This is a genomic window from Rhodococcus sp. NPDC055112, from assembly GCF_053607505.1.
In genome coordinates, this window is record NZ_JBSGTR010000021.1 from 12,951 (window position 1) to 34,962 (window position 22,012).

The 22,012-nt window shown below is 71.0% G+C and carries 5 protein-coding genes; 3 read left to right on the top strand and 2 right to left on the bottom strand.

The window, feature by feature from the left end; translation table 11 throughout:
- Positions 1–70 precede the first annotated feature (70 nt).
- Both ACWFRB_RS12260 and ACWFRB_RS12265 read right to left on the bottom strand, forming a co-directional pair.
- Positions 71–16,879: an amino acid adenylation domain-containing protein gene (locus ACWFRB_RS12260; protein ID WP_452641291.1), complete on the bottom strand. Its 16,809-nt coding sequence runs from the start codon at positions 16,877–16,879 to the stop codon at positions 71–73.
- A 95-nt stretch (positions 16,880–16,974) separates the two neighbouring features.
- Complete coding sequence (locus tag ACWFRB_RS12265; RefSeq protein ID WP_452641293.1) at positions 16,975–17,775, bottom strand: alpha/beta fold hydrolase; 801 nt, start codon at positions 17,773–17,775, stop codon at positions 16,975–16,977.
- A gap of 119 nt (positions 17,776–17,894) precedes the next feature.
- Here ACWFRB_RS12265 and ACWFRB_RS12270 point away from each other — a divergent pair, with 119 nt between their 5' ends.
- From ACWFRB_RS12270 to ACWFRB_RS12280, 3 genes are all read left to right on the top strand, one after another.
- The gene (locus ACWFRB_RS12270) at positions 17,895–18,830 is read left to right on the top strand and encodes a methionyl-tRNA formyltransferase (protein WP_452641295.1); all 936 of its coding nucleotides are present in this window, start codon (positions 17,895–17,897) and stop codon (positions 18,828–18,830) included.
- Between the two features lie 113 nt (positions 18,831–18,943).
- The gene (locus ACWFRB_RS12275; RefSeq protein ID WP_452641297.1) at positions 18,944–19,564 is read left to right on the top strand and encodes a TetR/AcrR family transcriptional regulator; all 621 of its coding nucleotides are present in this window, start codon (positions 18,944–18,946) and stop codon (positions 19,562–19,564) included.
- Positions 19,565–19,597: 33 nt separating this feature from the next.
- Positions 19,598–21,955 (top strand): MMPL family transporter, encoded by a 2,358-nt coding sequence (locus ACWFRB_RS12280; protein WP_452641299.1) that lies wholly within the window; start codon positions 19,598–19,600, stop codon positions 21,953–21,955.
- Positions 21,956–22,012 lie beyond the last annotated feature (57 nt).

Genomic DNA, 22,012 nt, shown 5'->3' on the forward strand with positions numbered 1-22,012 from the left:
CGGGGTCCAACATTCGGGCCGCGCTGAATAGTAGCGCAGCCTACCCTAATTCGGGTGGCGGGGCGGGTCATCATCCGGTCAGCCCGATCCGGCGATCCGCGTCGGCGCACGCGGCGGCGAGCACGGCCAGCAGTCGGTCCGCAAGAGCCGACGCGACGGTGGGCTCGAGCACGTCCGCCCGGTAGCCGAGGTAGGCGTGCACGGGCCCCTCCCCCACCGGCTCGTAGAAGCTCAGCGTCAGGTCCGACACCGGCTCCCCCACCGGGACCGGCAGCAGTCCCCCGAAGACCCCGTCCACCTCGCCGAGGCGCGCCTGTTCGTGGTGCACGACCATCACCTGAGGCCGCAGCGCGTCGCCGCCGAGTTCGGTTGCCACGTCGTCGAATCCGACATCCTGATGCTCGAGCGCGGACAGGTTGCTCTCCCTGACCCTGGCCAGCAACTCCGCGAAGGTCGGTTCGCCCGAGGTGTCCGTCCGCAGCACCACGGTGTTGAAGAAGCAGCCGATCAACCCGGACAGCGCCTCCTCGGTCCGGCCGGCGACCAGGGCCCCGATCGGAAGGTCTTCGCCCGCACCGGCCTCGGTGAGCGCGACGGCCAGTGCCGACTGCAACACCATGAACATCGAGGTGCCGGTCCTGCGGGCCAGCGCGTCGATCTCGCGATGCAGTGACTCGTCGATCGGCAGCGGCGCCACGTCGCCGCGGCGGGGACCGCCAGGCCGCTCGCCTGGCATGGCCAGGGCCGCGGGGATGCCGGACAGGCGCTGCCGCCAGTACCCGAGTTGCCTTGCATGCCTGCTCGACTCGTCGGCGGGATCGCCGAGTACCTGCCGCGACCACAGCTCGTAGTCGCCATAGGTCACCGGCAGCTGCGGCAGCTCGGGCGCATGTCCCGCCTGCCGCGCCAGGTAACCGGCGAGCAGTTCCCCGAGCAACGGCACCACGGACCACTCGTCGACGGCCAGGTAGTGCATCACCAGCAGCAGGGCCTGGCGACCCGACCCGTCCTCCACGAGTTGCACCCGCAGCGGCGCCTCCTCGGTCAGATCCATCGGCTGCTGGGCCAGCTCGAAGACCCGCGCGTGCAGATCGTCGTCGCCGACGTCGACCAGCCCGACCTGCGGACGCACCGCCTCTTGGCCGAACACCTCACCGTCGCGCTCGAAGAACACCGTGCGCAGGGGCTCGTGCCGCGAGACCACGTCGTCGAGCGCCAACGCCAGCGACTCGGCGTCGAGTCGACGCTCCGGGTAGAGCGAGAGGGCGTGGCTGGCGGTCGGTGACTCCCGGTACATCCGCCACTGCCTGCGCTGCGGCGGTGACAGCGGCGCGGCGCCGTCGCAGGGCTCGCCCGCGAGCAGGGCAGGCCTGCCCTCACCGTTGTCCGCCTCGGTCAGCTCGGCGAGCTCCGCGACCGTCGGTGCGTCGAAGACCTCCCGAATGCTCAGCTGCGCACCGAGTTCCGTGCGCACGCGGCCGACCAGTTGCATCGAGGCCATCGAGTGGCCGCCGAGGTCGAAGAAGTTGTCGTGCACACCGACCGAGGGCAGGTGCAGGATCTCCGCGAACAGGTCCGCGATCACCCGCTCCCTCGGCGTCCGCGGCGCGACGTCGCCGGTCAGCTCCGACCAGTCCGGCGCGGGCAGCGCCTTGCGGTCGAGCTTGCCGTTCGGCGTGAGCGGCAGCGGCCCGTCCAGCACGATGACCACGCTGGGCACCATGTAGTCCGGCAGCGAGGACGCCACGTGGGCGCGCACCGCGGCCGGATCGACCACCTCGCCCTCGAGCGGAACCACGTACCCGATCAGCCGGGCGATCGACCCGTCCCGGTCCGTGACCACCGCGGACTGGTTGACGCCCTGGCTGCCCGCGAGCGCCGCAATGATCTCGCCGAGCTCGATGCGGAAACCCCGGATCTTCACCTGGTCGTCGACCCGGCCGAGGAAGTCGATATTGCCCTCCGCCCGCCAGCGCGCCAGGTCACCGGTGCGGTACATGCGGCCGGGGCCGAACGGATTGGCGACGAAACGCCCCGCCGTCAGCGCCGGTTTGCCGAGGTAGCCGCGGGCCAGCCCGCGGCCGGCGATGTACAGCTCACCCGCGACGCCGACCGGAACCGGCCGCAGTCGCGCGTCGAGGATGAACGCCTGCTCGTTGGGGTCCGGGATGCCGATCGGCACGGCCTGGTTCCAGCCCGGCTGCGCCTGCCACAGTGTGTTGTTCACCGTCGCCTCGGTGAGGCCGTAGGCGGCCAGCAGGTTCAGCCGCTCCGCCCAGCGCCCGATCAGGTCCGGCGGCACGGTCTCGGTGCCGACCAGGACCGTGCAACCCGCGGGCACAAGGGCGCCCGGCGGCAGCGCGGCCATCAGCGACGGCGGGATGATCGCGTGCGTGACCTCGTGCTCGTGCATGAAGTCGGTCAGTTCCGGGCCCGCGACCCGCGAGCGGTCCGGCACGATCACCAGGCGCGACCCGGTGCACAGCGCCATCGACAGCTCGAACACCGCGACGTCGAACCCGACCGAGGCGAACTGCAGCACGGTCGACCCCTGCGTCAGCCGCATCCGGTCCTCGGCGGTGGCGACCAGGCTGGAGATGCCCTCGTGCGAGACCACCACGCCCTTCGGCCTGCCGGTGGATCCGGAGGTGTAGATGACGTAGGCGGCGTGGTCGATTCCCGCGGGTACCGCGGGCACCGGCTTCGATGCCGCGGCGAGTTCCGCGACCGTCCCCGGCTCGTCGAGCAGCACCCGGCGCAGGCCCGGCGCCTCGTCGATCCGTGCCGACTCCGCGGCGGTGCTCAGCAGCACCCCCGCGTTCGAGTCGGCCAGCATGTACGCGATCCGGTCCGCGGGGTGGCTCAGGTCGAGCGGCAGGTACGCCGCGCCCAGCTTGAGCACGGCGAGCACCGAGGCGACCATGTCCACCGAGCGCGGAACGGCAAGGCCCACCACCGATTCCGCGGCGACGCCGCGGTCGGCAAGCACCGAAGCGATCCGGTCGGACCGCTCGTCGAGCTCGGCGTACGTGGCGCTGCCGTGCTCGTCGAGCGCGGCAACCGCGTCCGGCGTGGCCGCGACCCAGCGCGCGAACGAGGCGTCGAGGGTCTCCTCCGGCACCTCCCGGCCGGTGTCGTTGAAGTCCACCAGCACCAGGTTCCGCTCGCCTGGCAGGAACACGTCGACCGCGCCGATCGGCGTCGACGGCTCCTGCGCGACGGCGTCGAGCAGCGTCAGCTGACGGTGCGCGATCGCGTCGGCGGTGGACCGGTCGAACAGGTCCGCGCCGTACTCCAGGCGCAGCGTGATCTTGCCGTCGCCGGAATCCGAACCCGCTCCCGCGGGAAGGAACTCGGTGAAGTTGAACACCAGGTCGAACTTCGCCGTCCGCTCCTGCAGCGGCACGGGTTCGAGGGTCAGCCCGCCCAGCTCTGTGATGTCGGCGGCCCGGCTGTGATAGCCGACCATCACCTGGAACAGCGGGTTCCTGGCCAGCGTGCGGGCCGGGTTCAGCCGCTCGACAACGGATTCGAACGGAACGTCGGCATGAGTGAACGCCGCGAGGTCGAGCTCGCGGACCCGGGCCAGCAGTTCGCCGAACGTCGGGTTGCCGCTCACGTCGGTGCGCAGCACCAGCGTGTTGACGAAGAACCCGACCAGGTCGTCGAGGCCCTGTTCGGTGCGGCCCGCGATGGGCGCACCGAGCGGCAGGTCCTCGCCCGCGCCGATGCGGTGCAGCAGCGCCGCGGCTGCGGCGTGCAGCACCATGAACATGCTCGCGCCGCTGTCGGCGGCCAGCGCCCGCAGTGACGCGGTGGTGCGCGGATCCAGATCCAGCTCGATCGCGCCGCCCGCGAAGCTCGGCCGCGCGGGCCTGGCGCGATCTGTGGGCAGCGTCAGCTCCTCCGGCGCACCGGACAGCGTCCGCTCCCAGTACGAGAGCTGCTCGCTCAGAACCGAATCCGGGTCCACGGAATCGCCGAGCAGCTCGCGCTGCCAGAGCGTGTAGTCCGCGTACTGCACGGCCAGCGGCTCCCACTGCGGCGCCTGCCCGTGCGCCCGTGAGGCGTAGGCGAGCATCAGGTCGCGCAGGAACGGCCGGTCCGACCACTCGTCGGTGGCGATGTGGTGCAGCACCAGCGCGAGGACGTGATCGTCCGCCGCCAGCCGGATCACGGTGCCGCGCACCGGGATCTCTCGGGTCAGGTCGAAGGGCCGCAGCACGGCGCCGCGGACCAGGCCCGCGATATCGGCCTCGGTCCCGTCCACCGCCGTCAGCTCCGGGGTCGCCTCGTCGAGGATCCGCTGCACGGGCAGGCCGTCGACCTCGCCGAACACCGTGCGCAGCGACTCGTGCCTGCCGACCACGTCCGCCAGCGCGATCGCGAACAACTCGGCGTCGAGTTCGCCCTTCAGGCGCAACACGATCGGGAAGTTGTAGGCAGCGGAGTCCCCCTCGATCTGCTGGATCAGCCAGAGCCGCTGCTGCGCGGAGGACATCGGCAGGTTCTCGGGGCGGACCGCGGGCGCGAGCACCGGGCGCACCGCCTGGCCCCGCGCGCGGACCCGCTCCGCCAGCTCAGCCACGGTGGGCGCCTCGAAGAGGTCCCGCATCGTCAGCTCGGTCGACAGCGCCGACCGGGCCCTGCTGATCAGCCTGGTCGCCAGCAGCGAGTGCCCGCCGAGGTCGAAGAAGCTGTCCTCGACGCCGAGTTCGCCGACATCGAGCACCTCACCGAACAGCTCGCACAGCGCCTGCTCGATGTGGTCTTCCGGCGCGCGAGAGCCCGAACCGACCGCGTCCGGCACCGGCGGCAGCGCTCGCACGTCGAGCTTGCCGTTCACCGTCATCGGCAAGGTCTCGGTCGGCACGAAGGCCGCCGGGACCATGTAGTCCGGCAGGCTGGCGCGCAGCGCCTGTGCGTACTTCTGGCCCGCATGGGGACCGAAACCACTCACGGGCCCGGAGGGCACCACGTAGGCCACCAGCCGCTTGACGCCGCCGGGGCCCGGCGCCGCGATGACGGCGCACTGCCGCACGCCGTCGAGGCCGGCCAGGACCGCCTCGATCTCGCCCAGCTCGACGCGGTGACCGCGGATCTTCACCTGGTCGTCGGTGCGGCCCAGGAAGTCGATGTTCCCGTCGATGCCGCGCCGCACCAGGTCGCCGGTGCGGTACATCCGACCGCCCGCCGTGAACGGATCGGCCACGAACCGCTCGGCGGTCAGGCCGAAACGGTCCAGGTAGCCGCGGGCAAGGCCGATGCCCGCGATGTACAGCTCGCCGGCCACCCCGTCCGCGACGGGACGCAGCCACGAGTCGAGGATGTGGGCCCTGGTGTTCCAGATCGGCTTGCCGACAGTCGGCGTCGCGGAGTCCGACGTGCCGCCGCCGAGGGTGTTGATCGTGTACTCGGTGGGGCCGTACAGGTTGTAGCCGAACGTCCCGTCGGTGTCCCGCAGCCGGCTCCACACCGAATCCGGCACCGCCTCACCGCCGAGCAGCACCAGCGGCGGCCGGTGCTCGCCCGGACCGTCGCCGAGCAGGCCCTCCTCGAACAGGTGCTGCGCGTAGGTCGGCGTCACGTTGACGACGTCGATGGCGTGCGCGTTGCAGTACGCGACCAGGGCCTCCGCGTCCCGGCGCAGGTGCTCGTCACAGATGTGCACCTCGTGACCCTCGACGAGCCAGAGCAGCTCCTCCCAGGACATGTCGAAGGCGAACGAGACCGTGTGCGCGATGCGCAGCCGCCTGCCGCCGGTCATCTCGATCGTCGGATCGAAGATCTCCGCGCGGTGGTTGAACTGCATGTTGGTCAGGCCGCGGTACCCGGTGACCACGCCCTTCGGCTTGCCGGTCGAGCCGGAGGTGTAGATGACGTACGCCGGGTGGTCCAGCCGCCCGGGGGCGCCGGGGGCGAAACCGCCCAGCTCGGCGTCCGTCAGCGGTCCGGTGCCGTGGTCCTGGCTCGTACCACCATCGAGCACGATCGCCGCGCCGTCGAAGCCGACGAGGGTCTCGCGGACCGCGACGGTGGTCACCAGCGCCACCGGCCTGGCATCGTCGAGCATCCCGAGCAGACGCTCCGCCGGGTGGTCCAGCTCGAGCGGCAGGTACGCCGAACCGGTGCGCAGCACCGCGAACAGCGCGACCACCATCTCCACCGACCGCGGCAGGCCAAGCGCCACAATCCGTTCCGGACCGGCACCGTGCGCCAGCAGCAGCCGGGCCATGGCGTTGATCCGGCCGTCGAGGTCCCGGTAGGTCACCGACTCCGAACCGAAGACCAACGCGACCTGGTCCGGGGTGCGTGCGGCCGCCTCCGCGAACAGGTCCGCGATGGTGGATTCGGGCAGCTCATGCTCGGTCGAGTGGGACGCCAGCGCCGCACGCTCGCCGGGCAGCGACAGGTCCAGCGATCCGACCGGTGCGGACACGTCGTCGGCGAACAGTTCGAGCAGCCCGACGAACCGGGCCAGCATCGACTCGACCGCCGCCTCGGCGACCGCCTCCGGGCGGAACTCGAATTTGATCTTCACCCGGTTGCCGGGTGTCACCACCACGGTCAGCGGGTAGTGGGTGTGGTCGACGCTGTCGCCGCCGCTGATGTCGTGCGCGCTGTTGAGCGCCGACACCTGGTTCTCGTCGACGAAGTTCTGCAGCACGTAGAGCACGTCGAAGAGCTGGCGGTGATCGGACTCGCGTCCGATGGTGGCCAGTCCGAGATAGTCGTGCGGCATGAGGCCGAGGCGCTCGGACTGGCTGCGCCGCAACAGGTCCTCCACCCGCTCCGCCGGACGCAGCGTGGTGCGAACCGGGACCGTGTTGAGGAACAGTCCGGCCACCGTGTCGAGGCCCTCGACCTCGGGGGGCCTGCCTGCGACGGTGATGCCGAACACGACGTCGTCGCGCCCGGTCGCGGCGCCGAGCACCAGGGCCAGCGCCCCGCTGAGGACGGCGTTGAAAGTGACCCCGCTCGCCGATGCCCTGGCCCGCAGCCGCTCGCTGAGCTCCGCCGTGAGCACGGTGTCGCGACGGCCGGGCAGTGCGGGCGCCCCCGCCACGGCCGACCCGAGCAGCGTGGGCTCCTCGAGACCGGCAAGCGCGCGCCGCCACTCCGCCTTCCCGGTCTCGCTGTCGCGGTCGCGCAGCCAGCCCAGGTAGTCGTCGAAACCGCCCGTCGGGGTCGGGAACCCGCTGTCGTCGCCCGCGGACTCGTAGAGCGCGAGCAGCTGGCTGACGACGATGCCGTTCGACCAGCCGTCCCAGAGCAGGAACTGCCGGTTGACCACCAGGCGGTCGCGGTCGTCGTCGAGGCGGATCACCATGGCCCGCCACAGCGGCGGCGCCGTCAGGTCGAACGGGGTGAGCCGGTCGGTGGCCATCAGCTCGGCGGCGTGGGCCTCGCGCTCGGCGTCCGTCAGCTCGCGCAGGTCGAACTCGACGATCGGGACGTCGAGGTCCGCGGTGATGAACTGCACCGGCGCGGTGAGGCCGTCGCTGAGGAATCCCGCACGCAGCGTCGGGTTCCTGCGCTGCAGGGTGCGCAGCGCCGAGGCCAGCCGCTCGATGTCGAGCCGATGCTCGAAGTCCAGCGAGAACTGCGCGGTGTAGATGTCGGCACCCTCGTCGAAGGTGGCCTGGAAGTACAGGCCCTCCTGCAGCGGGGACAGCGGCCACACCGCGTCGACCCCGGCGGGGCTGCGCTCGGCGATCAGGTCCAGCTCCGCCTGGGTCAGCGCCACCAGCGGCACGTCCGACGGCGTCAGGACGCCGGGTCCGTCGTGGCGCGCAGCGGTCTCGACGAGCTCGCGCAGCGCCTGCGCCCAGCCCTGGCTCAGCGCCTCACCGTCGGACTCGGTCAACCCCAGGTCGGAGCGGCCGAAGTTCGCGTGGAGCACCGGTCCCTCGGCCGTGTCCTCGCAGATCGCATTGACGATCAGCAGGTAGGGCCCGCCCATGTCGGCGTCGGGATCGGTTGACAGCGCATCGGTCTCGGGTGCCGGGGCCCACGGGACCGCGATGCCGAGATCGGCCGACGGCATCCGGCCCAGGTAGTTGAACAGGACCTGCGACTCCGCGCGGGCGGCGAGCAGGGCGGCGGTGCGGGCGTTCGAGTACCGCAGCATGCCGAAGCCGATGCCGCCGTCGGGCGCGTCCCTCAGCCGCTCCTTCACGTCCTTGAGCACGTCCAGCGGTCGCTCGCCGGCCCGCAGCCGGACCGGGCTGATGCTGGTGAACCAGCCGACGGTGCGGGACAGGTCCACGCCCGACGTCAGCTCCTCGCGGCCGTGCCGTTCCAGGTCGATCAGCAGGTCCGAGGCGGCGCGGCCGGTGTCGCGGTGCCATCGGCTGACGGCGATCCGCAGCGCACTGAGCAGCACGTCGGTCACGTCGGCGTTCGCCAGTGCGGGCACGGTCGTCAGCGCGGCGGCGGTGTCGTGAACGGACAGCGAAACCCGGTGCTGGGAAGCGGTTCCGATGGTCGCGTGACCGCTGACCTCCGGCACAAGCGCCGCTCCTGGCGCCGTCACGGCGGTCCAGTGCGCCAGCTCGGCGAGGCGATCGGCGCCCTGGGCCTGCTCGGCGACGATCCGGCCGAACCCACGCAACGAGGTGCCGACGGGATCTAGCGCCGCATCCTGACCGGATGCCGATGCCACGTTCGCCATCGCGAGGTCCTCGAGCAGGATCCGCCAGGACACCCCGTCCACTACGAGGTGGTGCGCGACGATCAGCAGGCGGCCGGTGGCCTCCGGTCCCGCGTCGAACCACACCGCCTGCAGCATCACGCCCGACTCGGGGTCGAGACGCTCGGTCGCCGACTCGGAGTGCTCGGTGACGATGTCGCGCAGCGACTCCGGGTCCAGGGCGTCAACGGTGGTGAAGATCGAGGCAGCGCTCACCGAACCGGGTTCGGTGGTCGCCGTCGACCACACGCCGGGTGCATGCCGGGTCAGGCGGGCGCGCAGGCCGTCGTGGTGGTCGAGCAGGGCCTGCAGCGCCTTGCGGAGTGCGCGCTCATCGGCGCCTACCGGGGTGTGCAGCAGCACCGCCTGGTTGAAACGATCTGTGCCGCCGGACCATTCGGAGAGCCGATGCACGACCGGCAGCGGGATGACCTCGCCGATGCCGTCGGCGACGGGTGCGTCGGGCATGACCGCCTGAGCGACCGGGTCCGCCTCGCCGACCAACCGCGCGATCGCGGCCGGGGTGCGCTGCTCGAAGATCTGGCGGGGGGTGAGCGTGATGCCGTCCCGGCGGGCCAGGTTCACCAGCCGGATCGCCAGGATGCTGTCGCCGCCGAGGGTGAAGAAGTCGTCGCCCGCTCCCACCCGGTCCAGGCCGAGCACCTCGGCGAACTGGGCGGCGACCCGTCCCTCCGTGCCCGTGCTCGACGCAGGCGCCGACACCGCGACGGAGAAGTCCGGCGCGGGCAGGGCCTTGCGGTCCAGCTTTCCGCTCGGGCTCAGCGGCAACGCGTCCAGCTCCACGAAGGCGCTGGGCACCATGAACTCCGGCAGCGAGGCGGCCAGCGCCTGTGCGTACTTCTGGTCCCCCTGGACACCGGAAGTGCTCACGGGCCCGGAGGGCACCACGTAGGCGACCAGACGCTGCTGGCCGGGGCGGTCCTCGCGCACCAGGACGGCGGCCTGTGCCACCGACGGATCGGCCAGCAGCGCGGCCTCGATCTCACCGAGCTCGATCCGGAAGCCGCGCAGCTTCACCTGGTCGTCGGCGCGGCCGACGTAGTCCAGTTCGCCGTCCACGGACCGCACCAGGTCGCCGGTCCGGTACATCCGGGTACCGGCGACGAACGGGTCGGCGACGAACCGGTCCGCGGTCAGCGCGGCGCGGCCGAGGTAGCCACGGGCCAGCTGCGGCCCGGACAGGTACAGCTCTCCCTCGGCACCCGGCGGCACCGGGTTCAGGTACTGATCGAGCACGTACAGCCGGGTGTTCGCGACCGGCGCGCCGATCGGCACGCTGAGCGCAGCCGACGAAATCTCCTGCGCCCCGAAGAAGTAGCTCACCTCGACCGCGGCCTCGGTGGGTCCGTAGAGGTTGTCCAGACGCACACCCGGCAGCACCTCGGCGAAGCGCCGGGCCGACGCGGCGGACAGCGCCTCACCCGAGCAGCCGACGACCCGCAGCGCGGTGCAGGCGGCGGCACCCGGCTCGGCCAGGAACAGGTCCAGCATGGACGGCACGAAATGCGCACGGCTGATGCCGCGTTCGGCGATCAGGTCGGCGAGGTACGCCGGATCCTTGTGCCCGCCCGGACGGGCCAGCACGACGGTGGCGCCGGCGATCAACGGCCCGAAGAACTCCGGCACCGAGACGTCGAAGCTCGACGGCGTCTTCTGCAGCACCCGGTCCCCCACCGTCAGCGGATGCTCGTTCTGCATCCAGAGCAGCCGGTTGACGATGGCCTCGTGCGCCACCAGCACACCCTTCGGCCTGCCAGTCGAGCCCGAGGTGTAGATGACGTAGGCGGGATTGCCCGCCACGGCCCCGGCGACCGCCGGCGGCATATCCGAATCCCTCAGCGGCTCGGACAGATCCACCCTCTGCACCGGCAGCCCGGTGTCGAAGGGCTCGCCGTCGGTGAGCACGCATACGGGCGCGGCGTCGGCCAGCATGTACGACAACCGGTCGGCCGGGTAGTCGAGGTCGAGCGGCAGGTACGCGCCGCCCGCCTTGCCGATCGCCAGCAACGCGACCATCAGTTCGAGCGAACGCCCGAGCGCGACGGCGACGAGCGACTCCGGTCCCACCCCGCGGTCGACGAGGTCTCGCGCCAGCCGGTTCGCCCGCGCGTGCAGCTCGGCATAGGTCAGCGACCGTCCCTCGAACTCGACGGCGACCGCCTCCGGGGTCCTGGCGGCCTGCTCGTCGAGCAGGTCGGTGAGGGTGCGGTCCTCGGCGGATCCGAGGGACGCGGCCCAGCTGGCCTCCAACTCGTCCCGCTCGGCCTCGGTCACCAGCGCCAGCGCGGAGATCGGCTGGTCGCCGTCGCGCACCAGCTCGCCGAGGAAGGACACCATGCCGTCGGCCAACCGGTCGGCGGTGGCCGAGTCGACCACCGCGGCCTGGTATTTGACCTCGAGCCGCAGCTCGTCGCCGGGCGCGACGATCAGCGTCACCGGGTACGGCGGGTTCTCCTCGAAGGTGATGCCGGTGATCTCCACCCGGCCGCTGGGGTCGGCGACGGCGCCCTCGCCGATCGGGTAGTTCTCGAACACCACCAGGGTGTCGAAGAGCTCCTGCAGCCCGGTCAGCCTGCGCAGCTCGCTCAGTCCGATGTACTGGTGCTCGAGCAGCCTCGACTGCTCGTCCTGCCAACGGGTCAGCGCCTCCGCGGCGGATTCCCCTGCGCGGTACCGCAAGCGAGCGGGCACGGTGTTGATGAACAACCCGACCATGGTCTCGATGCCGCGCAGGTCGCCGCCGCGCCCGGACACCGTCGAGCCGAACAGCACGTCGCGGCGCTTGGTGAGCCTTCCGAGCAGCAGGCCCCATGCGCCGTGCACCAGGGTGCTCAGCGTCAATCCGCGGGCGCGGCCGAACGCGATGAGGTCCGCTGTCTGTGCCGCCGACAGGTTGACCTTGACCTCGCGCACGCCGACCTCGGTGCCCCGCTCGGCCTTGCTGAGCCCGGTCGGCTCGTCGACGCCGTGGAGCGCGGCGCGCCACACCTCGATCGACGCTTCCCGATCACGGGAGCCCAACCAGCCCAGGTAGTTCCGGTACGGCTCTGCGGCGGGCAGCGCCGCGGGCTCCGAGCCCGCGGGCGCGTAGAGCGCCATCAGCTCGCGCAGCATCACCGGCACCGACCAACCGTCGGCGACGATGTGGTGGATCGACTGCAGCAGCAGGTGCTCGTCCGGACCGATCTGCACCAGCACGTAGCGCAGCAGCGGCGCCTGCTCGAGGTCGAAGCCGCGCACCCGCTCGTCGGCGAGGATCTGCCGGACCCGGGACGAGACCTCGTCGGCACCCAGTCCACGCAGGTCCACCGCCTCCATCGGGACGCGGGCGTCGCCGGACACCACCTGCACCACGCGGCCGTCGGACACCGCCCGCAGCCCGGTGCGGAGCGCCGCATGCCGGTCCACGACCGTCTGCAGCGCGGCGTGCAGCGCCTGCGGGTCCACCGGGCCGGTCAGCTCGACGATCTGCTGCACCACATAGGGATCGGAGTGCTCGGTCTCGAACGCGCTGTGGAAGTAGATGCCCTCCTGCAGCGGGGTCATCGGCAGCACGTCGACCAGGTCGACGGCGGCCGCCTCGAGCTGGTCCACGTCCGCCTGGCCCAGCCGCGCGTGTGGGAAGTCCGAGGGGGTGTGGCCGCCGAACGGGGCGCTCGCCGCGAGCGCACGCAGCACCGCGGTCCAGGCCTCGGACAGGGCGGCGATCCGCGCCGCGGGGAACAACCCGGGAGCCCAGGTGATGGTGGTGCGCAGGGTCGGCCCGTCGGGTCCGTCCTCCGCGATCGCGTTGAACTCGATGCCGTGGCCCATCGGCGCATCGGGGTCGTTGGCGCCGTCCATCGCGATCGGCAGCCAGTCCGCGCCCTCGGAGGCGGACACCCTTCCCAGGTAGTTGAACAGCACCTGCGGGGTGACGCCGCCTGCCAGCTCGGCACCCGAGGCGCTCAGGTATCGCAGCGCGCCGTAGCCGATGCCGTTGCCGGGCACCGCCCGCAGCTGTTCCTTGACCGTCTTCACCGCCGCGCCGAGCGCGGCCGGGTCGAGGCCGTCCGCGAGCGCACCCGCGTCGATCCGGACCGGGTACAGGCTGGTGAACCAGCCGACCGTGCGTCCCAGGTCGACCGGCCTGCCCGCGGCGTCCTCCTCGCGGCCGTGACCCTCGAGGTCGATGACCACCTGCGTGTCCGGTGAACCCGCGCCGTGGCCGGCCCGGCCGCGCCAGTCCGCCAGCACCACGGCGAGTCCGGTGAGCAGCACGTCGCCGACCTGACCGCCGAACGCGGCGGGCACGGCTCCGAGCAGCGGCCCGGTGAACTCGGGCGCCAGGCTCACCGTGATCGACTCGGCTGCGCCGCAGCGGTCGAGCGCCGGGTCGAGCGCGCGGGAGCCGAGCGCGGGGTCCGGCGTCCGCGACACCGAGAGCCAGTGGTCGAGTTCGCCGTCGAAGGCACCGGATTCGGCCCGCCCGGACAGCAGCTGGGACCACCGGCGCAGCGAGGTGCCCACCGGGGCCAGCTCGACGGGAATGCCCGCCGTCGCCGCCGTTCCCGCCCTGGCCAGGTCCTCGAGCAGGATCCGCCAGGACACGCCGTCCACCACCAGGTGGTGCACCACCAGCAGCAGCCGGCCAGGGCGGTCCGCCCCGCCGTCGAACCAGACCGCCGCGACCATCAAGCCCGCGTCGGGGTCGAGTCGCGCTGCGGCGTCGATTGTTTCGCGTGAAACCACGGCGTCCAGCTCGGCCGCGGACAGGTGCTCCGCATCGACCCGGTGCAGGTCCGTCGCGGTCGCGGTCTCGGGTACCGACAGCGCCCAGCGCTCACCGCGGATCAGCGCGGCGCGCAGCGCATCGTGGCGCTCGATCACCGCGGCCAGAGCGGCGCGCGCCGCGTCCGCGTTGAACCCGATCGGCGTCTGCACGAGCACCGACTGGTGGAACCGGGCGATGGCCTCGCCGGATTCGCTGGTGTGCGCGATGATCGGCGTCGCGGGGACCTCGCCGAGCGGCACGTCGAGCCGGTCAACCAGCGCCTCCGCCCGGCCCTCGATCTCGCGGGCGAGGGCCTCCGCGGTGCGCAACTGGAAGACCTCGCGGGCACTGAAGTTCAGGCCTGCGCCGCGCGCGTGGTTCACCAGCTGGATGGCGACGATGCTGTCACCGCCGAGCGCGAAGAAGTCGTCGGTGACGCCGACGGAGTCGACGCCGAGCACCCCGGCGATGATGGCGCACAGCTGCTGCTCGCGCTCGGTGCGCGGAGCCAGCCCGGGCAGCGCGGCACGCAGGTCCGGCTCCGGGAGCGCCCGCCGGTCCAGCTTGCCGTTCGCGGTCAACGGGAACTCGCCGAGGACCAGCACGGCGGTGGGCACCATGTACTCGGGCAGCTTGGCCGCCGCCCAGGCCCGCACCTCGTCGGAGGTCAGTGCCGGGTGGTCCGCGTGCGAGACCACATAGCCCGCAAGGTACTTGGATCCGTTGTTCTCGCGCACCAGCACCGCGCAGTCGCGGACGCCCGGGTGCGAGGCGAGGGCGGCCTCGACGTCCTCGAGCTCGAGGCGCATGCCGCGGATCTTGACCTGGTTGTCGGCGCGACCGATGAAGTCGAGACTGCCGTCCTCCGCCCACCGTGCGAGGTCGCCGGTGCGGTAGAGCCGGGCCCCGTCCTCGGCGAAGGGGTTGGCGATGAATCGGGAAGCCGTCAGGGCGGCCGCACCGACGTAGCCGCGGCCGAGCAGGTATCCGCCCGCATACAGTTCGCCGCCGACTCCGGGCGGCACCGGCCGCAGCTGCGAATCCAGCACGTACAGCTGGGTGTTGGGGTTCGGCCTGCCGATCGAGGACGCGATCCGCTCGGCCCGGTCACGGTAGATCACATGGGAGACACCGATCGTCGCCTCGGCGGGGCCATAACCGTGGTACAGGGTGGTGCTGAGCCGGCGCCGGAAGCGGTCGAACAATTCCGGGGTGAGCACCTCGCCGCCGCACCAGACGTGCCGGAGACCGTCGAGCGAGCGGCCGCCCTCGGCCAGGTCCAACAGCACGCTCAGCATCGACGAGACCAGGTACACGAAGGTGACGCGTTCGCGTTCGATGAGATCGAGCAGGTAGTGCGGGTCGCGCTCGCCGCCCGCCTCGGCGACCACCAGCCGGCCACCGGAGACCAGCGGCAGCAGGATCTCGTTGACCGAGATGTCGAAGGAGAGCGGCGCCTTGAACAGTGAGGCGTCGTCGACGCCGAACCCGAGCACCTCCTCGACCTGCCACAGCAACCGGGCGCAGATCGCCTCGTGGCGGATCATCGCGCCCTTGGGCCTGCCGGTGGAACCGGAGGTGAAGATGACGTAGGCCAGCGACCGGCCCTCGATCTCGGCGTCGAGGGGATCCGCAGACTGCCCCGCGTGCGCCCAGTCCGCCAGGTCCACCGCCACCGCGGCGTCCGGTGCGGCTTGCACCCCGCCAGGTCCGGTGAGAACCAGCCGGGCGCCCGCGTCGGCGAGCACCTGGTCGCGGCGGTCCTGCGGCCAGGCCGGGTCGAGGGGCACGAAGGCGCCGCCAGCGGCCATCACCGCGAGCAGTCCGACGACCATCTCGGCGGAGCGCGGAACACCGACCGCGACAACTTCTTCCGGCGCCAGTCTACGCTCGGTCAGGTGCCGGGCGAGCTGGTTCACCCGCGCGCCGAGGTCCCGGTAGCTGAGCCGGACCTCGCCCGCGATCAGCGCCTCCCGGTCCGGGGTCGCCGCGACCTGAGCGGCGAACAGTTCGGGCACAGTGTGGCTCGGCTGCGGCCGGGCTGTGTCGTTGAAGTCCACCAGCACCTGGCGCCGCTGCGCGTCCGACAGCACGTCGAACCGCGAGACCGGGGCCTCGGGCGCGGCGGCGAGCTGGCCGATGAACTCGGTGAACTGCACGCGGTGCCGCTCGAGTTCGTCCTCGAGGCCCGCACCGACGCGCAGGTCGATCCTGATCGACTGGCCCTCCTGACCGCCCTGCACGGTGAAGTCCAGCTCGCCGATCGCGCCGGTGACCATGTTCTGCGCGGATGCGGGGCTGCCGCCGAAGGTCATGGGGTGCTCGAACATCACGATGTTCACGCCGGGGCCGAACACGCGCCGGGACGGGTCGAGCGCGCGCATTTCCCTTGCGAGGTCCTCACCGCGGTAGCGGCCGTGCCGGAGCAGCCCGACCAGCCCCTTGTCGATGTGTGCCGCCAGCGCGGCCAGCGTGCTGTCGCCGTCCACCTGCAGTCGCATCGGCAGGATGGTCGAGGCCATCGACGGCAGGTTCCGCAGCGCCCGCCCGGTGCGGCCGGTCAGCGGCACCGACAGCATCAGGTCGGTCTGGCCACTGACCCTGTGCAGGTAGGCGGCGATCATCGCGAACGGGATCCGGGTGCGCCTGATGTCCTGGGCGTCGGCGAACCGGAACAGCCCGGCGACGGTCTCGGGGTCGAGTTCGACGGTCGCCTTGATCGGCGGTGCGGTGGGGTCCGGCGAAGGCGGCAGCAACGCAGGGGGTTCGGGGGCGTCGGCCAGCGATTCGAGCCAGTGTTCACGATCCGACGCGTAACGCCCGGACTCGCGGTACTCGACGTCCGCGTCGATCGCGGTCTGCAGCGACCAGTCCTGCTCGTCGAACAGCAGCTCCGGGTGTTCCTGCCTGCCGACGACCTCGGCGACCAGCAGCACGATGCCGTAGCCGTCGATGATGCTGTGGTGGTACCGCTGGTGCCACCACGTGAGCTCGTCGTCGATCCGCAGGATCGCCTGGGTGAACAGCGGCCCGTCGCTCTCGAGCTCGGCGACGGTCTGCATGTCGTTCTCGACCCACGCGCGGGCGGCGGCCGCGGGATCCGGCTTGCCGCGCAGATCGACGATCCGCAGGGTCCACCCCTGCGGATCGAGTCGCTGCTGCCGCAGCACCTCGTCCGCCCCGACCGCGAACCGCACGTGCAGCGCCTCGGCGCGCCGGATGGTCATGTACACGGATTCGACGGCGCGGGCGATGTCGAGCGGCCCGTTCACCTCGACGGTCAGGGCGATGTTGTAGGCCGGGCTGGCGGGGGTGAGCTGCTGTGCGACCCACACCTCGGACTGGGCGGCGGTAACGGGAAGCCACTGGCCGGTGGCGTGCGGGAGAGCCGTCGAATCCGAGGGAGAAGACATACAGGTCCGATCTTCGTCGCGCGGCGCCGGTCGTCGCCGTGATTTCGGACCTTAGGATAGGCTACCTACCCTTAGGGTAGGCAAACTACCCGGTACTAGCCGGTGAGGAAGTCCAGGATCGCGGAGTTAACCGCGTCGGGGCGTTCGAGGTAGCCGTAGTGGCCGCAGTCCGGCAGCTCCACATAGTTCGCCCCCGGAATGGCCTTGGCGACCTCGGCGGCCAGGTGAGCGGGCACCAACCTGTCGTCGGCGAACCCGATCGCCAGGCAGGGCCGGGTGATCCGGCGGTAGGCCGCGAGGCGGTCGCCGAAGTCGTCGAGGTTCTGCTGGGCGCGCACACCCCGGCTGGTCTCGGCCTTGGAGAAGGCGAAGATGTCCAGCCAGTCCTGGGCCGCCATCTGATCCACCAGCGAGGCGGGCGAGAGGTTGAGCACCGCGGTGATCGCGGCCCGGTAACTCGCAGGCAGCGTGATGCCCTTCGCGTCGAGTTCCCGCTCCCCCTCGGACAGCGCCTTCTGCAGCGCGACCCGGCGGCCGTGCGCGGCGAGGAAGACCGCCTTGCGTACCAGCTCAGGGCGCGCCAGCGCGAGTTCCTGCGCGACGCGGGCACCGAGCGAGGTGCCGACCACGTGGGCCGGGCCCCCGAGGTGCTCGATCAGCGCCGCGGTGTCCGCGACCATGTCCTCGATGGCGATGCCGTCAGCGCACTCGTCAGTCGGGGCGATGCCGCGGTTGTCGAAGGTGCACACGCGGTATCCCGCGGCCAGCAGCGCGGGGACCTGATGGAGATCCCACACCCGGCCGGGGCTGCCGGTCCCCATGATCAGGACGACCAGATCTCCTGAGCCTTTGACCTGGTAATTCAGCTGAATCCCATTGATCGTGGCGAGGGGCATCGACGAGCCTTTCTGGCGAGAACCGGGGACACGGCCCGGTGCCAGCGCTATGGATAGCCTAAGCTAGCCCCGCGTCGATCACTCGACGGCAATTGTCGCGCTCGTCCAGGAGGAACCCGTTGAGAGTCGCCACGCTCGGATACCAGACCTGGGGTCACCGTACCCTGCAGGCGCTGCTGGATTCCAAACATGAGGTGGTGCTTGCGATCACGCACCCCAAGAGCGACCACGCGTACGAGCGGATGTGGGCCGATTCGGTCGCCGACCTGGCCGCCGAGCACGGGGTGCCGGTGCACATCGCGAACAAGCCCGACGAGGATTTCAAGGCCGCGCTGAAGCAGGCAGACCCCGACATCATCGTGGCGAACAACTGGCGCACCTGGCTACCCAAGGACGTCTTCGACGCCCCCCGCTACGGCACCCTCAACATCCACGACTCGCTGCTGCCGAAGTACACGGGGTTCTCCCCGCTGATCTGGGCCCTGATCAACGGCGAGCCCGAGGTGGGCCTCACCGCACATTTGATGGACGAGGAGCTCGACGCGGGCGACATCATCCTGCAGCGCAGCACCCCGGTCGGTCCGAAGGACACGGTCACCGACCTGTTCCACCGGACCGTCGACATGATCGGCCCGATCACCGTCGACGCCCTCGACCTCATCGAGTCCGGCCGCACGGACTGGACGCCGCAGGACCGGTCGCAGGCCACCTTCTTCCACAAGCGCGCCACGGAGGACAGCCGGATCGACTGGACCTGGCCCGCCGAGGTCATCGAACGACTCGTCCGCGCACAGTCCGACCCGTACCCGAACGCGTTCACCCACTTCAAGGGCCAGCGCATCCGCGTCCTCGAGTCCTCTGTCTCCAAGGGCTGCTACGGCGGCACCCCCGGCCGGGTCTTCATCCACGAGGGCGACGGCATGGTCATCGTCGCCGGGCCCGACGCGTGGAGCGGCTGCAACCGGGGCCTGTCGATCGAGCGCGTGCGCCTCGACGACGGCACCGAGATGACCGGCAAGGAGTTCTTCCCGCACGGCGGCGGCTACCTGAGCTGACGACCCCGCTCGGTGACGGCCGTCACCGAGCCGCATCGAGTGTGGGCAACCACACCAATTTTGCAGAGCTCTGCAACCTTGCAGAGTTCTGCAAAATTCGTACAGTCGATGGAGTGATCCAAGAACTGCCCTTGCGCGACCGCAAGAAGGCCGCCACCCGCCAGGCACTGAGCGATGCCGCGGTCCGGCTCGCCAGGACCCTCGGTGTCGACGGCGTGACGGCGGACGCCATCGCGTCCGAGGCGGGCGTCTCCACGCGCACCTTCCACAACTACTTCCCGTCCAAGGAAGAGGCCATCCTCTATCACTTGGAGACCGAACTGACCGAGTGGGTCCGGCGACTCCACGAGCGCCCGGCCGAGGAGTCCATCTGGGACTCGCTCGAAGCACTGGTCATCGGGATCGTGATGGATCACGAGCGCGACCTCACCGACACCTTCGCCGTGATGACCCTCATCAAGGAAAGCCCCGCGCTGCTGGCCCGACAGCTCGAACTGGACGGCCACGTGACCCGCGTCTTCGGCGAGGCGATCGCCGAACGCACCGGCACCGACATCGAGCGCGACCTGTACCCGAACCTGCTGCAGATGGCCTCAGCCGCCGCAGCCAGGGCGGCAATCGAACTCTGGATGCAGGGCACCACCGAGTACGAGACCCCCGGCGAGCTCGTCACCGAGGCGTTCCGCCAACTCCGCGCGGGCATCCCGCAGCCTTCCCACTCCACGCAGCACTGACCGACCCGTCCCACCTCGAACGAAGGGTCCTCCATGGCCACCTATCTCTATCGGATCGGCAAGTTCGCCTATCGGCGAAAAGGCACGGTCCTGTCCATCTGGCTCACCCTCCTCGTCCTGATGGGCGTCGGCGCCGCGACCCTCTCCGGGCCGACCAACGACTCGTTCTCGATCCCGGGCACCCCCGCACAGCAGGCGCAGGACCTGATGGCCGAGCGCTTCCCCGAGGCCGCGGGCAACGACCCCTTCAACTCGCTCAGCGCGCGCTTCGTCTTCGCCGCTCCCGAGGGCCAGACGCTGACGGACCCGGTGAACGAGGCCGCGATGGACGCGGCGCTCGACCGGGTGCGCGACATCGAGCAGGTCGAGCCTGCCGCGAAGGCCGACCCCGCCACTCCGCCCGCCGCCGGCGAGCGGAGTGCGGCCCTTGTCAACCCCGTCGTGGCGCATGACGGCCTGATCGAGATGGTCACCCAGCAGGCACAGCAGTCCGGCAAGCCGCTCGACCGCGCCCTCGCCGACGCACAGGCCCTGTCCTCGCTCAGCGCGGACGCGACCGTCGGCTACGTCGACGTGCCCTTCACCGGCGAGGCCACCGACGTCACCGACGAAATGACCGCCGAGATCGATGCCGCGGCCCAGGTCGGCCGCGACGCCGGGCTCAATGTTCAGCTCAGCGGCAGCGCCGCGCAGGTCCAGGAGGCCCCGGGAGGCACAACCGAGCTGATCGGCATGGCCGTGGCCGCGGTCGTCCTGATGATCACCTTCGGTTCGCTCGTCGCCGCGGGTCTGCCGCTGATCTCCGCGATCATCGGCGTCGGCATCGGCAGCCTCGGCATCACCATCGCGACCGGATTCACCGAACTCGGATCGATGACGCCGACGCTGGCGATCATGATCGGGCTTGCCGTCGCGATCGACTACTCGCTGTTCATCGTCTCGCGCTTCCGGCACGAACTGACCGTCACCGACAACCGCGAGGAAGCGGCAGGACGCGCGGTCGGCACCGCCGGATCGGCCGTGGTCTTCGCCGGACTGACCGTGATCATCGCGCTCGTCGCGCTGCGGGTGGTCGGTATCAAGTTCCTCACCGACATGGGCATGGCCGCCGGTTTCGCCGTGTTCATCGCGGTGCTGATCGCGCTGACCTTCCTGCCCGCGATGCTCGGGCTGTTCGGCAGCAAGGTGTTCGCGGGCCGGATCCCGTTCGTCAAGGCCAAGGATCCCGAGTCCGGCTCGATGCAGCCGGGAGCGTCCATGCGCTACGCCCGCTGGATCGCACGCGTCCCCTTGGTCCCCCTGATCGGCGGCGTCCTGCTGCTCGCCGTGCTCGCGGTGCCGACGACGGGCCTCAAGCTGGCCCTGCCGAGCCAGGCGACCGCCGACCCCGCGACCAGCGCCCGTCAGGCCTACGACCTGATCGACGACGGCTTCGGCCCCGGCCGCAACGGCCCGCTGGTGGTGGTCGTCGACGCACGGGACGCCACCGTCCCGGCGATGCAGGCATTCGGCGACGTCGCCACGACGATCTCCAAGCAGCCCGATGTGGCCAACGCCCAGGTGGTCGGCGTCAACCAGGCGGGCGACACCGCGCAGATCCTGGTCACGCCTGCCAGCGGACCGACCGACCCGACGACCGTTGACCTCATGCAGTCCATCCGCGACGGCGAGGCCGGGATGCACGAGCAGATCGGCGTCAACTACGGCGTCACCGGTCAGACCGCGCTCGAGACCGACATCTCCGACCGGCTGCAGGACGCCCTCATCCCCTACCTGCTCGTGGTGGTCGGCCTGGCGTTCATCCTGCTGACGCTGGTGTTCCGATCGCTGCTCGTGCCGCTGACCGCCACCCTTGGCTTCCTGCTCAGCGTCGCGGCCACCTTCGGTGCCACGGTCGCGATCTTCCAGAACGGCTGGGGCGGGCTGGTCGGGAATCCGCAGCCGCTGGTCAGCTTCATGCCGATATTCCTGATCGGTGTGGTCTTCGGCCTGGCGATGGACTACCAGGTGTTCCTGGTGACCCGGATGCGCGAGGAGTACGTGCACGGCGCCTCCGCCAAGGACGCGATGACGATCGGGTTCACCCACGGGTCGCGGGTGGTCACCGCCGCCGCGCTGATCATGATGTCGGTGTTCGCCGCCTTCATCGCGGAGCCGAACTCGTTCATCAAGTCGATCGGCTTCGCCCTGGCGGCGGCGGTCTTCTTCGACGCCTTCGTGGTCCGCATGGTGATCATCCCCGCGGTGATGGCCCTGCTCGGCGACAAGGCGTGGTGGCTCCCGGCCTGGCTGGACCGGATCCTGCCGAACGTCGACATCGAGGGCGAGAAGCTGCAGCGCGAGCTGCCGGCTGAGGCGCTCGAGAGCGAGGAGACGGTGGCCGCCCGCTAGCGGCGGGCGACACCGGGGACGGATCGAGGAGGCCGGCGGCGCTATGCGCTGCCGGCC